The following is a 16,263-nucleotide window of genomic DNA, read 5'->3' as shown; positions in this document are numbered from 1 at the left end:
TAGCTATGAAATCCCAAAACATAGTATTTATGATGTTTGCTTCACTTATTTTAAACATAAACATTTCCTGGGGACAAGAAGTTAGTGATTTTTTTATCAACCACCACACCAATAAAAAACATAAGATTCTAGCAAAACACTGTTATGATATCATAGAATACAGAAATAGTAAAATAATTATTACTGCCAACTACTATGGAATAAATTACCTTATAGGAAAAAAATGGAGACACCACCCTCTGGATAATCTATCACGTTTGCCTGCCAAATTTGATAGGCTGGTGACCGATCAGAAAACAAATAACAAATACTATATAGGTGGAGGTAATCAATGTGGCTTGTTTTACATCCAAGGAGATTCTATAGCTTATAAAAGTATCATTAGCGCAACAGAAAATAAACAAAAGCTTGGTGGTGGGTTGGTTAAAATATATCAAACCAATGAAAAAGTATATTACCTGGGTAAATCATCTGGTGGGGTAATCTATGAAAAACTTAGCCAAACCAAAACTACTATAAGCCCTATTAGCAATCTCAATGCTAGAGTTACTTATTTTAAAGATCAAGGTCAAATCTACGCTAAAAAGCAAAGTGGGGAGGTTTATCTGCTTCGTGGTACTCGGTGGGTATTACAAAGCACCACCATTTTCAACCGCTTTAGGCTGAGGTATTACCAAAGACTCGATGACCAATTGGCAATAGGTATCAACGATAGCAATCAAGTCTACCTACAACAAGGCGAGCGAACACACTTCCAATTAATTGAACAATTGACTCAACTAATTCCTTCTACAGAAGACATATTCATAGCAAAACTTAAGGATAAAGTTGTTTATTTGGTTGTGGGCAGTAGTTTATTAACTTATCACCCCCTCACTAAAAAAGCAAGGGTTCTTAAAAACTTCAACCAATTGGTATTGCATGATTTTACTTTTGATGAACAAGGTAATGTTTGGTTAGGAACCAGCAACGGAGTGGTATATGTGGAACTACGGTCTGATTTGAAGGTGAAAGAAAATACCAATAAAATATATAAGAGTTACCAAAGAGCAGGGGTCAGGTTTGATATTATTCAAGGTAGCAAACAAGTCAACGTTTCTGAGGCGATAAACCGAAAACCAAGCAAAACCATTGCAGGCTTGGGTTATATACACAACGTTATGCTGCAAAATGAGCGTTACTTTGTTTGTACCCAAAAAGGCTTATATGCATTAGATAAAGAAACCTGGCAACCTACCCAAATATTGAAAGGCAATATTCAAAATATCTTTTTTCAAAAGGGTAATGATGATAAAGGTATGTTTTGGGTAATAGGGTCTTATGGGCTCAAGGTCTTCGACACAAAGTTCAAGCTTTTGGCGGAAAGAAAACTCAAAAGCAACAAGAGCATATTTGCTTCCATTCTATACAAACAAAACCTTTTCTATTCTACCAAAACCGAGTTTTTCAGGATCAAGCTTGAGATGGGCAAAGAACGAATACAAAACTTTAGAATTGATCAAATAAAATTTGACGATAAGGTACGATACGACTTTAGGCTAGAGATACATAATGATCAGCTGTACATTATCAATGCCAGGGGGTTATTTGTTTTTAACCATAAAACAGGCATTGCCGAAGGGTTTAGTAGAAATATCAAGGGGCTTAAAAAAAACAAGTATGGTAACTATGACCAAGCTTTTTCTAACTTTTTAAAAATCAACGAAAAAGAGTACCTTATCAGCCCCGTAATGCTTAGGGAAGGGCTAACAAAAAGTTTTCCTGTCATTTTGAACAAGGAGAATCCTCAAAGTTACGCTATGAATTCTTATGGGCTCAAAAGAATTGGGGATGCTTATATTACCTGGCTATATCAAAGAGGTGATGGTATTATTGAACTCATTGGTCAAGATAAGATTATAGAGTATGACCATAGTAAGAAGAAGGAATACAATCAACCATTCAAAGCCTTTGTAAGAGAGGTGTCTTTTAAGAAAAAAATACAAGATTCTACCCGCAACCAAAAATTTGAAGATGAATACATTTATCACGGCTTTACCAGGCAGCCCAAAACACTGGAACTCCCCTACCCCCACAACACCCTTACCTTTACCTACGCCAGCGATAGCTGGGCGGCTTATGAGCGTAATTTGTATAGCTACCAGCTCATTGGGCTTGACGACGATTGGTCGGATTGGAGCACCGAACAAAAGAAAGAATATACTCACCTGCGCGAGGGTACTTATACTTTTAAGGTGCGTTGTAAAAACATCTACGGCACCATTAGCTCGGTAGATAGTTATACCTTTACCATACTCCCGCCATGGCACCGTACTGCCTGGGCTTATGCTTTGTATGTACTCGCCGGGCTTACTTTGCTCATTGGGGGTAGTTATGGTTATAGCCGCTATCGTAGCCGTAAACTCTACCTGCGCAATCAACACCTGGAACTGGTAGTGGCAGAGCGTACCGAAGAAATAAAAGTACAAAAGGAAACCATAGAAATTGCCAACGAAGAACTTACCAAGGCAAACCAGCGCCTGCGTGAAGAAAGGGATGAAAAAGTAAAGATTTATATGCAAGAAGCCACCGAAGCTGCCAACAAACTGCAAAAGGTGCGTAATACGCTCAACGAAAAAGGCATAGAGGCAGTAAAGCGGATGATTGGCAACGAGATAGAAGGAGTAGATGAATTTGCCATTGTGCGGGAAAAGGTTCATCAGGAGTTTCCGGTCTTTGCCGAAACCATAGACCAGGCTTTTATTGATAAGAAAGTAACCAAATTGGTGTGGCAAGTGGGGCATTGCCTTAAATTGGGGATGTCGCCCATGGAAACAGGAGAGACACTATCTATTAGCAATCGTTCGGTGTCAGTGCATGGTACTAAGCTGCGTAAACTGGGGATATTGGAGCCGATTAAGAAAGCATAGTTTTTTAATTACGAATAGGCGCAAAGCGAGGCTTAAAACTATGGTATACCGACTCCAGACTAGGTTACAAACTGACCAGAGGGAGTTCTACCTTGGCTAATGACGAATTGGTTTTGCTCAACCATAGGACAATTCAACCATCATACAACGTAACTATCACTATAAAATAAAGAGGGAAAAAAATATGTCTTTAAACACCCCTTACACCCCCATTCAAGAATGGACGGATAGCATTGTCAGATTATATGAAATAAGAGAAGCACTGGAAAAAAATGAGGTAGAACAGGCTAAAACTTTGGTAGAGGCTGAAATAAACTCCAAAGGCAAGTTTGCTGCGGTACAACAAAGGGTACAAACGCTTTATCCTGAGTTTGTAACTACTATAGGCGAGATGCTTGACCAAGGGAAAGTAAGCAAACTAATGTGGCAAATTGGCTATTGCCTTCAACTAAATATGACTCCGTTGGAAACCTCCAAAATACTCCGAACTACTAATCGGTCGGTGTCGGTGATGGCTTGTAAGCTGCGCAAGTTGGGGGTGCTGGAGGCGGTGAAGAAGTAGCTTTAGGAATTACGAACAGACTCGAAACAACTATAGTCTACCAACTAAGGACTCTGGACTACTGACTAAAAAACTAAGCAAGTGAATACATTCGAACCAGGTGATTTTTATGTCTTGCGTACCCCATTGCTGGAGCGCAGCTATTTGGAGCTTCCGGTGGGAGTTGCCCAAGGCACAGGGCAGGTACGCCAACACCTACAAGCCGTCTATGCCTTGCCAGCCTTGCAACAAGCCTTGTACATTGCCTCCCCTGATTTGTTTGCTCAGTTAGATCGTTGGCACACTTTGGCAGCACTCCCTGCACCCAATAAAAAGCAGCGCAAAGATTTGCAAAACCTGGAGCAAAAGCTGTGGATGTTTTTGGCGAGGGCGGCTTATCGTTGTACCCCCTTTGGTACATTTGCTGCGGTTACCGTGGGCGAGTTTCGTTTGCAAAGACACAGCAGCCTGGCGCTGGATAAGCTTGGCAACATGCGTACCTCGTCGCGGTTGGACATGGTGTATTTGCTTAGGCTCAGAGCCGCCCTGGAAGCCGAACCAAAAATAAGGGAGCAGTTGCGTTACTTTCCTAACAACACCCTGTATCGCAATGGCGACGATATGCTGTGTTCTTTCTTTGATGAGCAAACCTTGCAACACGTTGCCTCGTCGAAGGAATACCATGAGGTAGCCTGGGAGCTGTTTACTGCCTGCGGGCAAGCGGGTGGTATGCGTATAGGCGAAATGATTGCCTACCTGATGACAGACCCCGAACTCACCGAAGCAGACTGCCGCGAGTTTGTCGAGTATTTGACCAGTCACCACTTGCTTATCTCTGAACTGTACCCCAGCTTGAATGGAGCCGAATACCTGGAGCAATTGCACACCAGCGTAGAGCAAGTACCTGCCGCCCACGAATACTTACCAATCATTGGGCACATTCGTAAGCAGTTGGCACTCATTGATGCCACGCCTGACCCTGCCCAAAGCCTGGGGTTGTATCAACAACTGGTAGACTACCTAAGCAGCCAGCCTTTTTATCAGACACAAGAGACAGGCACTACTGCCCACCCCAACGAAAAAACTGTGTCTAAAAAAGAACTTATCCAGGTAGATGCTTTTAGGGATGAAAACGGACTGGAACTGAGCAAAACTGTGCCCCGTCATCTGGTGCGACAAATAGAGACTTTGATAGACCACGTAGGCGAAACACCTCCTCCCAAAACAGACCTTACCTCCTTTGCCCAGGCTTTTTTTAAGCGTTACGAAAACGAAGCGGTGCCCTTGCTTACCGCCATGGATGAAGTAACGGGCTTGGGTTACCCTTATGGCAAACGGGTAGCAGCACTACCCACCTATTTGCAGGAGTTGGGGGTAGTGATTGGCGAAGGTGGGGCAATGCCACAAGCCGCTGATCCCAAGGCAGGGCAAACCTCGGCACTGGATGCGCTGCTGGAACAAAAATATGTAGAGGCTTTACAAATGGGCTTGGCTGAAATACATTTGAGCAAAGGCGAAGTACAAAGCCTGAAGGCAAGCCAGTTACCAACCAAAGAAAAACCAACGTCTTTACCTCCGGCGATGGTGGCGATGGGCAAATTGCTTTACCGGGCACCCGATGACCTGGAACACAACCCCAAACAAGGCACTCCCCGTAATTTTCGTTTTCAACTCTACCACGCCAGTGGTCCCGTGGTGGGCAACCTCTTAGGAAGGTTTTGTTATGGCAGCCCCTTGCTCCAGCAACAACTCAGTGCCACCATTGCTCAGGTAGAACCCGACAACGACCAGGTAGTTTATGCCGAAGTAGACCATTTGCCAGGGCAACGGGTGGGCAATGTGATCATCCGCCCCCGGTTGCGTGAGTACAGCATTGCCTTGGGTGGGGCAAACACGAATACGCCTCACCAAATACCCGTAGCCGATTTATGGTTGAGTACGCCTGACAGCAAACGTTTGGTATTGCACTCGCGTAAGCTAAACAAACAAGTAGTACCCCGGATGAGCAATGCCCATAACTACGCCCACAATGCCCACCCGCTCTATAAGTTTTTGTGCGATTTGCAATACCAACAAGAGTACCGCCAGTTGCCCCCGTTTTTTAGGGCGCAGCGCTGGCAGCAAAGGAGCTATTTGCCCCGTTTGGTTTACGATGACAGCTTGATTCTATCGCCAAGGCAATGGCGGGTGAGCTATAAGGTATTGGAAGCAGTACAGTTACAGAAAAAAGAAGATTTGCATGCCGTCAGTACCTGGACTCACAAAATAGAAAGGCTCAGACAACAATTGCGCTTGCCTCAAACGGTGCTTTTGGTAGAAGCAGACAATAAGCTCTACATTGATTTTGCCCACCCTTTGAGCATAGGAGTATTTTTGCAAAAGGTGTTTGACCGTAAAGAACTGGTATTAGAAGAAGTAATAGAACAAGACCTGCCCAGCCAGCCCTATAGCAATGAAATGATTTTTCCTATCATTAATACTACCCCACCAAGCCATAAGCAAGCCCCTGTGCTTGCTGCCCAAACCCTGCCTCAAAGTATACAAAAGAACTTTGCTTTTGGCAGCGAGTGGGTATACTTTAAAATTTACTTGGGTGCCTTGGGCAGTGATCGCCTGATCGCGGAAGACCTGCACCCGTTGAGCAAAGAGTTGAGAGATTCGGAGCACATTGACCAGTGGTTTTTTATTCGCTATACCGACCCGGACTACGGCACCCATTTGCGTTGGCGACTGCACATCAAACATTATCCCAAAGAATTTGGCGAGATAGTGCAAGCATTTTCGCAAAAGCTGCTAGAGTTAAAAAACCAGGGAAAGATTATCCACTATGTACCCGATACCTACCAACGTGAACTGAACCGTTATCTGCCTTATAATATGGCGCTAAGCGAAGAATGGTTTGCCCTAGACAGTGATTTTGTATGCCACGCCTTGGCTCTACTTGCCAATGACGAAGCCGCTAACGACACCCTCAAGTCTGCAATTGCCATAAAACGCATCAAAGCCCTGTTGCAGGCTTTTGACCTCCCTGAAGAAACCTGCCAACAAATCACCAGCCAAGGCAAAACAAACTTTAGCCGCGAATTTGGGTTGGATGTCCACCCCCAGGCACAACGCCTCAAAAAGGCGTTGGCAAAGCAAGCACTGCCCGAAGACTTCAACATGCAGCACCAGTGGGCATTTATCCAGCTTACTGACCAGGAAAAACCACTCGCCCAACAAATAAAAGCCAACCTGCAACAACACGGGGCAAGTGAGGCTCAACTCCGTTCGCTGCTTGGTAGCTACATCCACATGTTTAATAACCGCTTTTTTGCCAGTGGGCAAAGGCTGGAGGAGATGTGGGGGTATTGGAGGTTGGAATGATAAAATAAGCAGCTGATGCTTTGCTTCTGCCCTTTTCCTGTTGGTGTTGCAAGCTTGCCAAATTGTCCCTGAACCTTGCCAGGTTGTCAAGCTTACCTCGCCAGATTGTCCCTGAACCTTGCCAAATTAGCAAGCTTAGCTTGACAATTTGGCATCATAATGAGTCACTTATATAAGTCAACTAATGTGAATCTATAGTGTAGCTTAGATAGAGGATTTTTCTTTTTTATTTAAAGCATTTTTATTTAGTAGGTAGCTGCCTAACCCAGGACTTGCCTCTGTTTCGCCCACACAGGCGCAACACGCGCCAAAGAAAAACGGGTGGGGTAAGGATTATAGATCACAGGTTATACCCTATACACCGCCCGTATTTTGCGTAACTATTAAAACGGCAGATGTACGCCTGATGAAAACTTACAGAGCAAGCATCCATTCTCCTGTTTAGCCTGGCATTTTGGTCACAAAGTCGTTCTCCTGCCAGTTTTCAAAACGCATGCCTCCGTTGTCAAATTTGAGGGGAATCGTCTCTGGGTTACCATTGCGGTGCTTGGCAATGATGACCTCAGTATGTCCCTGAGTAGGCGCTCCGGAAGCATCTTCGGCAATGCCATAGTACTCATTACGGTAAAGAAAGAGAATCAAATCTGCGTCTTGTTCCAGGCTTCCACTTTCACGCAAGTCAGACATACGAGGGCGTTTGTCGGAACGTGACTCCAAAGCCCGGCTAAGCTGGGAAAGGGCAATCACGGGGATGTCCAGCTCTTTGGCAAGCTTTTTCAAACTAGCCGAAATGTAAGTTACCTCCTGTTCACGAGTACCAAACTTCATCCCACCAGTGGTAATTAGTTGCAGATAATCAATGAGTAGTAGTTTGATGTTATACATTTCCTTGAGACGGAAAGCCTTGGCTCTTAACTCCTGAATGCTAATCCCAGGAGTTTCATCAATGAATATCGGGTGACTGGCCAGTTGTCTTACCTGATCGTTCAAACGCTCCCAATCTGCCGCCTGTAAGCTTTGATTGGTCAAGTGCTGATAGCTGTAATTAGCCTCTGCACAAGCCAGCCGCAGGTACAACTTGACAGACTGCATCTCCAGGGAGAATATCCCAACTGCCTGTTGCACATCAACGGCAACGTTACGGGCAATGGTGCACATCAAACTGGTTTTACCCACCCCTGGGCGAGCAGCCAGTAGAATCAAGTCGCTTTTTTGCCAGCCAGAGGTGGCCATGTCCAAGCGGTGCAAACCACAGGGCAAGCCACTCATCCCGTGTGGGCTGTGTTGGTAGTTGTGCAACTCCTGCAACGTGTTCTCCTGCAAATCAGATAGTGAGTGGAAAGGCTTCCCACAGGTACCATTGACAGTTTTTTGGAGCTGATGCTGAGTATCACTCAACAAATCAAAAACATCGTGGGTGATGTCCTGCGCCGATTTTGAAAGTTGGTTGCCCAGCGCAATCATTTGCCGACGAATTTGCATCTCCTGTAAAATCCGGGCGTATTTGACCGTGTTGAGCGCCAACGACACCTCTCTGGATAAAAATATCAAATACTTGGCGCTTCCGATCATTTCCAGCTTGCTTGTGGCTCGCAACTGATGACTCAAAGTAATCAGATCGATGTTTTCGCCAGCGGCATACAATTCAAATATTGCCTCATAAATTACCTGATGCTCGGTTCGGTAAAATGATTCCACTTCTAAAATATCAATGACCTCTACCATCGTGACAGGCTCATTAATGAGGGTACCCAATAAGGTTTGTTCGGTAAATACATCATGGGGCATTTTCACCTCTTGTTTTTCCATTAAGCTATTTTGGGTCATTGGATGTGTTGTTTTTCTTGTTGGCTTCGTACTGCTGGGCGCGTTGTTTCAGTTTGTCCTCTTGTTCTTCTGATAGTGGTTCAAAAGCTGTTCGGGCTACTTGTGCTCCTGCTCCTTCTGAAGGGGTTTGGGAGGCTATTTTCTTCAGTTTAGTAGCATAGTCCCGGTTCAGCCCTTGGTCAAGAAAAGCATCAGCGGTTTGAAACTTGGGGATCGGAAAGGGGCTGGCTACGTGATATTTCAGGTAGTCCCGCAGTTGTTTTGTCATAAACGCTACCGAATAGCCATACTGCTCATATCTCTCAAAAAGCTTTTTATGAAGGCGTTCCCGCTCTTCCCGCAAGTCCAGATGGTCAAACTCCTTCAGGAGTTGGTCAATCAAGGGTTGCACTGTCTGCCCAAATTCGGCTCTTATTTCCTGCCGGGATGCCGAAGGTGGATCAAAGCCTGGACTGACACTTTCCGGTACTTCATTCAAGGCTTGAGTACCCGTATGATCCGCACCCCCTCCCGAAGAAGAAGAAGAAAGAGAAAAATGGTCGGGATGACTGTTTTCTTTTTGTTCTTTTTCTTTGGTTTCTTCTGTAGTATTATTCAGAGCGTTTTTTGTATTACCTGAAGGTTGCGACTCTTTAGAGCATTTTTGTGAACACTTTTTATTCGTTGGTAAAGCAGCCTGACCTGGGTCAGTGTCAAAGTCAGCCGCCAAATCCGCCAGTAAACAAGCTTCCTCCTCAGAGCAGACCACTTCTCCCTGAGCGGTGATTTTCATTGAACAGGTATGGTTTTCGTGCTCCGGGGCAAGTTGTTCCCGGCGAGCCGCAATTTGCTCAGAATGCATGGCTCTGAAGGTAATCAGCTCCTTGCTTTGTGGCAGGGCTTCCAGGCTTTGGTCGACCAACGCGTGATTGCGGAAATAGTAGGTTTTGTTGTTTTGCTTTCGGTCGATGTAGGCACAATAAAGCTTGCCTTGAAATTTGTCGCCTTCGGCCTGATTATAAGCTGTTTTAGAGGCATAGGTGATGCCAATGCGTTGCCAGGCACCTTTATACTCTTTAAAAGAAAAGTTTAAGGTTTCGACCCAGCTATCTCCTTTGCGGTATTCAGGATGACCGGAAGGCTGACTGAACTTATAAAACCCACGGGGTCGGCAGATAAAATAGTAGTCAAGTTGTTGCATCAGGATGGCAGCATTGATGCTTCCGGTTAAATCACGTAATTCTTTCACGTAAGGAATACACTGAGGAAAGAGTTTTAAGATTTTAGTCTTTTTCATAAGTAACAGCTGTTATCGCCTTTGTTTGAATAAAAAATGATTTCAGGCTGCTATCAAAGAATATTCTCAGAGACTTGCCACATTCTTTTGAGCAAATGGTAGATTTGAAGGATGCTATAGTAGTCTGGCGGGAAGTGATGAAATAAGGGGCGTAAAAAAAGTAATAAATGGTTGGTGAAATGGGCAGTCCAGAGGGGAAGGCTTATAGTAGCGGAAAGCTTCAAAATTGAATACCTTTCTATTTTGGGATATTCGCTGGTGTAATACTTACGTTTCGCCCAAATGGGAATCAGAAAATGAAACTTGTTCAAGTCCTAAATAGGCACTTGGGCTTATTTTTAAAAATTTCAGCAATTGCTGTTGTATTGGTTTTAATTCACTGATTTTAATGAATATTTGATTTTGTATAGGCATTATCACTAATGTGATATTCTTGAATGCCTCCAATATCATTTTGCTTGTTGGTTTAGCTGTTGCTCTGCCTGGATTACCCACATAGAGTCCTTTGATTTTCTGTTCTGTGTTTTCCAACTCTTGACGTACTTGATATTCAATAACACTTACAAATTTTAGTGCCAGTAGCAGTAATCGTATAAGAGCCTTTATTCGATGATCTTTTTTAAGATACACAGGCATCAATGATGTAATTTTATTAAGTAACTCATTGAATTTATGTTCGATACGGTATTCCTGACGATAACAGATTACAGCCTCTTTTGTTGATAAATAGGTCACAGGGGCATTTGTAGCATAAACACGCCAGCCTAATTTTAGCCGATGTGCTGCCAGTGCTTCTTCATTCACCTGAACTTCCAGAGAGAAGCTAAGTTCTTCTTTAACCCTCGCTGGGCGATCCCGGTACTTTTGTACTGGTCTCAAGCTAAGGTTTTCTTTTACTTCAACATCAATAAACTTTTGTAGCTTATATTTTTTTAAAAGTTGAGTAACGCTAACCTCTAGCTCAGCTTTGTTTTTCCATTTTTTCTTGCCCTGCTTAGGTTCTAAAAGGGTTTTCAGTTTTTGCTCTACTACTTCTTTGCGCTCATCCAACTTCTTATTAAGCTGATTGGAATAAGAGGGAGAGTATACTATAATCCTTCTCTCAGTCCACGTAATATCCAAATCTTCACAATAGATATCTTCCTGTTGCTCAAAAGCATGGGCTTTCAGAGGAGCTTTTTTATCATTTGTTTTGGCTTCACCAAAAACCGCTGTTAGTTTATCAGGTTTATTGCCCAAATAAGCAGATAGTTGCTCCTTGCTACATTGGGTTTCGCTGAGAGGGGTAAGGTAAAATTGCTCCTTGTTTTGGAGATATGCCCGATTTCCCGTGCTACTCAATTTTGCATCCCCTACAAACAACTGTTGCTTTTTAGGCATACTTTTTTCAAGTTTTTTTACTACATCCTGGTACAAATTGTCGTCTGCTTTATTACCTGACACAATCACAGAACTTAAGGGCATTGACAATGGATCAACAGTGGCAACCATTACCTTAAGTTGGGGCAAATCTGCCCGGTGTTGTTTCGAATAGCCCCGTTTAAAGTGCTCACCTTGATCACGAAAGCTCTGAACAATCAAGGCATCCAGGCGAACAACCTCTTTTGATGGCCTTAGATCATAAATATCCAACATCTCTTTATTATGATCAGCTTCAAACTTATCCCATTTAGATTCATCACTAAAACGCTCCATCAGGCTACCTAAACGATCATCTGTAAAATCCTTTTGAGTCAAATTTGCTGCGTTTAGGCTATGACGCAAAGTAAATAATCGTTCTCCTGCCCAAGATTCTACATGATTTAGTCTATGATCGCCAAGTGATAACACATAAGTTAAAAAAACAACGGCTAATTTGCCGCCATCAAGACCTGTCCAGTTTCCATGATCTGGAAAATAACGGTTCAGGTGCTGACTCAGGTTACTCTCTTCTAATTTTGCAACCAATAAGGGAATATCATCTACTCGTTCTGTGATCATACAGCGAGTTTAAGTATTTTCTTTTTTCCAACCTAGAAATCAGCGAAACGTAAGTAATAAGGGAAAATAAAGCTTTTCTTTGCTGAGTATTTGCTAGGGCAACTAACTGGGTAACCCGGACTTACCCCTGTTTCACTCATAGAGCCGCAACACGCGCCAAAGAAAAGCGAGTGGAGGGGAAGTAGTTTGTTTTATAGATCGCAAGCCATACCCTGCTCAAAACGCTTATTTTAGATTCTTGCTTTTTGAATGTAAATACGACAAGCAAACAAACAACAATCACCTACACGCGGGTGGTAGTGGTGTAACTTCTACTGCTGATGCTCATAAACGTGGAGGTTGCAAGTTGTTGGCCTGGCATTTCCCAACACTCCATTCAAGCCTTGAATGCTTGCCTAATCGGAACATTTCCTTAAAAAACAAAAAAGAGAAAGAGAAAAATAGCCAGGCTGTCCGTTTTCTTTTTGTTCTTTTTCTTTTGTAGTAGTCTTTTGGGTATTCTTATGTATTGTCTAAAGGGAACAACTCTTTTATGCATTCTTGTGGACGCTTTTTATCTGGTGGTAAAGTACAGTTTGGGTCAGTGCTAAAGGGGAGCAGGTTCCCTAAAGGCAAGTGCCTGATCAGTCGGTAAAAAACAGGTATAGTCTTCATCGCCCTATGGAGAGTAAGTTGTTCAGCAGGCAGGCCTGGCTTGCTTTGCCTGGGGAGCAGGAGGGATAAAGTAAGCTGAGTGCTATAGCTGTATTTCTCTCCTTGCTTGCTGGTATGGCAAGCTTGCCAATTTGTCCTGAACCTCGCCAAATTGTCATCGAACCTTGCCAAATTAGCATGCTTAGCTTGACAATTTGGATAAATCACCTAATGTAATCTATAGTCAGATAGACCTTTTTTCTTTTTTTAGAGTGTTTTTCTTTTAATAGGCAGCTACCCAAGCCAGGACTCACCTCTGTTTCGCTCATAGAGCCGCAACACGCGCCAAAGAAAAACAAGTGTAGGGAAGTAATCTGTTTTATAGATCGCAAGACATACCCTGCTAAAAACGCTTATTTTATATTCTTGCTTTTTGAATGTAAATACAACATACAATGCCTGATGACCCTTGTGCAACTTCTACTGCTCATAAACGTGGAGATCGCAAGTTGTTGACCTGGCATTTCCCGAAACCTTATTCAAGCTTTGAGTACTTGCCTGATCAGAATATTTCCTTAAAAAAGAAAAAAAGAGAAAGAGAAAAATGGTCAGACTGTCTGTTTTCTTTTTGTTCTTTTTCTTTTGTAGTAGTCTTTTGGGTATTCTTATGTATTGTCTAAAGGGAACGACTCTTTTATGCATTCTTGTGAACGCTTTTTATCCGCTGGTAAAATATAGTTTGGGCAAGTACCAAAGGCAGCAGATTCCGTAGGCATGTGCCAAGTTAGCCAGTAAACAAGCTTCTTTCTTCCTGAGCAGCGATTTGCATTGAACAGGTATGGTATTCATTCTCCGGGGCAGGTTGTTTTGCTCAGAATGCATGTCTCGGAAGGTAGCCCAGCTCCTTCATTGCTCTTTGGGGGTTTGGATAAAAATAAGCCAAGCACTGTACTTCTCTTCTTGCTGGTGTTGTAAGCTTGCCAATTTGTCAAGGTTCAGGGACGAATTGGCGACATTAATGCTACATCATTTCAATACATCACCTAATGCAATCTAGTAGTCAGATAGACCTTTTTTCTTTTTTTAGAGTGTTTTTCTTTTAGTAGGTAGCTACCCAAGCCAGGACTTACCCCTGTTTCGCCCATAGAGCCGCAACACGCACCAAAGAAAAACGAGTGTAGAATAGGTAGGCTTTTCTATAGATCGCAAGCCATACCTTGCTAAAAACGCTTATTTTACATTCTTGCTTTTTGAATGTTAAATACGACAAGCAAACAAACAACGATCACCCATACGCGGGTAGTGGTAGTAGTGGTTCAACATCTAATGCTCATAAACGTGGAGGTCGCAAGTTGTTGACCTGGCATTTTCCAACACTCCATTCAAGCCTTGAACACTTACCTAATCGGAATATTTCCTTAAAAAACAAAAAAAAGAGAAAGAGAAAAATGGCCAGGCTGTCTGTTTTCTTTTTGTTCTTTTTCTTTTGTAGTAGTCTTTTGGGTATTCTTATGTATTGTCTAAAGGGAACGACTCTTTTATGCATTCTTGTGGACGCTTTTTATCTGCTGGTAAAGTAGAGTTTGGGGCAGTGCTAAAGGGTAGCAGATTCCGTAAGGGCAGGTGGTCAAATTAGTCGGTAAAAAACAGGTATAGTCTTCGCCCTATGGGGAGCAAGTTGTTCAGCAGGCAGACCTGGCTTGCTTTGCCTCGGGAGCAGGAGGGATAAAATAAGCTGAGTGTTGTAGCTGTACTTCTCTTATTGCTTGCTGGTATGGCAAGCTTGCCAATTTGTCCTGAACCTCGCCAAATTGTCATCGAACCTTGCCAAATTAGCATGCTTAGCTTGACAAATTGGCGACATAATACTACATCACTTAATAATATCAACTAATGTAATCTATTAATAGCAGGTAGGAGTTTTTTAAGTGTTCTTCTTTAAATGGGTAGCTACCCAAGCCAGGACTTACCTCTGTTTCGTCCATAGAGCCGCAACACGCGCCAAAGAAAAACGAGTGTAGGAAGTATAGACTGTTTTATAGATCGCAAGCCAGACCCTACGCAAAACGCTTATTTATTGCTCTTTGAATATTAAATACAACATACAATGCCTGATGACCCTTGTGCAACTTCTACTGCTCATAAACGTGGAGATCGCAAGTTGTTGACCTGGCATTTCCCGAAACCTTATTCAAGCTTTGAGTACTTGCCTGATCAGAATATTTCCTTAAAAAAGAAAAAAAGAGAAAGAGAAAAATGGTAAAGATGACTGCTTTCTTTTTGTTCTTTTTCTTTTGTAGTAGTCTTTTGGGTATTCTTATGTATTGTCTAAAGGGAACGACTCTTTTATGCATTCTTGTGGACGCTTTTTATCCGCTGGTAAAATATAGTTTGGGCAAGTACCAAAGGCAGCAGATTCCGTAGGCATGTGCCAAGTTAGCCAGTAAACAAGCTTCTTCCTGAGTAGCGATTTGCATTGAACAGGTATGGTATTTATTCTCCGGGGCAGGTTGTTTTGCTCAGAATGCATGTCTCGGAAGGTAGCCCAACTCCTTCATTGCTCTTTGGGGGTTTGGATAAAAATAAGCCAAGCACTATACTTTTTTTCTTGCTGGTGTTGTAAGCTTGCCAATTTGTCAAGGTTCAGGGACGAATTGGCGACATTAATGCTACATCATTTCAATAAATCACCTAATGCAATCTATAGTCAGATAGACCTTTTTTCTTTTTTTAGAGTGTTTTTCTTTTAGTAGGTGGCTACCCAAGCCAGGACTCATTCCTGTTTCGCCCATAGAGCCGCAACACGCGTCAAAGAAAAACGAGTAGAGTAAAGGTAGCATGTTTTATAGATCGCAAGCCATACCTGCTAAAAACGCTTATTTTACATTTTTGCTTTTTGAATGTTAAATACGACAAGCAAACAAACAACGATCACCCATACGCGGATGGTGGTAGTAGAGATTCAACATCTGATGCTCATAAACGTGGAGATCGCAACTTACTTGGCCTGGCATTTTCCAACACTCTATTCAAGCCTTGAGTACTTGCCTAATCGGAATATTTCCTTAAAAAGTAAAAAAAAGAGAAAGAGAAAAATGGTAAAGATGACTGCTTTCTTTTTCTTTTTTTCTTTTGTAGTAGTCTTTTGGGTATTCTTATGTATTGTCTAAAGGGAACGACTCTTTTATGCATTCTTGTGGACGCTTTTTATCTGGTAGTAAAGTACAGTTTGGGTCAGTGCTAAAGGGGAGCAGGTTCCCTAAAGGCAAGTGCCTAATCAGTCGGTAAAAAACAGGTATAGTCTTCGCCCTATAGGGGGCAAGTTGTTCAGCAGGCAGACCTGGCTTGCTTTGCCTGGGGAGCAGGAGGGATAAAATAAGCTGAGTGCTATAGCTGTATTTCTCTCCTTGCTGGTATGGCAAGCATGCCAAATTGTCATCGAACCTTGCCAAATGAGCATGCTTAGCTTGACAATTTGGCATCATAATGAGTCACTTATATAAGTCAACTAATGCAATCTATAGCAGATAGGAGTTTTTTAAAAAATGTCTGTCTTTAATGGGTAGCTACCCAAGCCAGGACTTACCCCTGTTACGCCCATAGAGCCGCAACACGCGTCAAAGAAAAACGAGTGTAGAAAGGGTAGCATGTTTTATAGATCGCAAGCCATACCCTGCTAAAAACACTTATTTTATATTCTGGCTTTTTGAATGTTAAATACGACAAGCAAA

Annotated in this window: 7 protein-coding genes; 4 read left to right on the top strand and 3 right to left on the bottom strand. The window is 42.8% G+C overall.

Features of this window, described 5'->3' with window-relative positions; genetic code table 11:
• The first annotated feature begins 5 nt into the window (after positions 1 to 5).
• The 3 genes from M23134_RS16415 to M23134_RS16405 all read left to right on the top strand — a co-directional run bounded on the left by M23134_RS16415 (position 6) and on the right by M23134_RS16405 (position 6,816).
• Positions 6 to 2,909 (top strand): triple tyrosine motif-containing protein, encoded by a 2,904-nt coding sequence (locus M23134_RS16415; protein WP_082226587.1) that lies wholly within the window; start codon positions 6 to 8, stop codon positions 2,907 to 2,909.
• A 184-nt stretch (positions 2,910 to 3,093) separates the two neighbouring features.
• The gene (locus tag M23134_RS16410) at positions 3,094 to 3,471 is read left to right on the top strand and encodes a hypothetical protein (protein ID WP_002698089.1); all 378 of its coding nucleotides are present in this window, start codon (positions 3,094 to 3,096) and stop codon (positions 3,469 to 3,471) included.
• A gap of 81 nt (positions 3,472 to 3,552) precedes the next feature.
• The gene (locus M23134_RS16405) at positions 3,553 to 6,816 is read left to right on the top strand and encodes a lantibiotic dehydratase (RefSeq protein ID WP_002698086.1); all 3,264 of its coding nucleotides are present in this window, start codon (positions 3,553 to 3,555) and stop codon (positions 6,814 to 6,816) included.
• Positions 6,817 to 7,257: 441 nt separating this feature from the next.
• Here M23134_RS16405 and dnaB read toward each other — a convergent pair whose 3' ends face one another.
• From dnaB to M23134_RS16390, 3 genes are all read right to left on the bottom strand, one after another.
• The gene (dnaB, locus tag M23134_RS16400; protein ID WP_053337317.1) at positions 7,258 to 8,643 is read right to left on the bottom strand and encodes a replicative DNA helicase; all 1,386 of its coding nucleotides are present in this window, start codon (positions 8,641 to 8,643) and stop codon (positions 7,258 to 7,260) included.
• A complete protein-coding gene (locus tag M23134_RS38315) occupies positions 8,630 to 9,919 on the bottom strand; it encodes a hypothetical protein (RefSeq protein WP_002698081.1) in 1,290 nt (429 codons plus the stop codon). Before M23134_RS38315 ends, dnaB begins: the two co-directional genes overlap by 14 nt.
• 267 nt (positions 9,920 to 10,186) lie before the next feature.
• Positions 10,187 to 11,899 (bottom strand): IS1634 family transposase, encoded by a 1,713-nt coding sequence (locus tag M23134_RS16390; RefSeq protein WP_002698079.1) that lies wholly within the window; start codon positions 11,897 to 11,899, stop codon positions 10,187 to 10,189.
• Between the two features lie 2,740 nt (positions 11,900 to 14,639).
• Here M23134_RS16390 and M23134_RS41185 point away from each other — a divergent pair.
• Positions 14,640 to 14,795, top strand: coding sequence for a hypothetical protein (locus tag M23134_RS41185; RefSeq protein ID WP_002698072.1), 156 nt, complete (start codon positions 14,640 to 14,642; stop codon positions 14,793 to 14,795).
• Positions 14,796 to 16,263 lie beyond the last annotated feature (1,468 nt).

It is taken from the genome of Microscilla marina ATCC 23134 (assembly GCF_000169175.1).
Classification (GTDB): domain Bacteria; phylum Bacteroidota; class Bacteroidia; order Cytophagales; family Microscillaceae; genus Microscilla; species Microscilla marina.
This window is presented reverse-complemented; position numbering and strand designations above follow the sequence as displayed.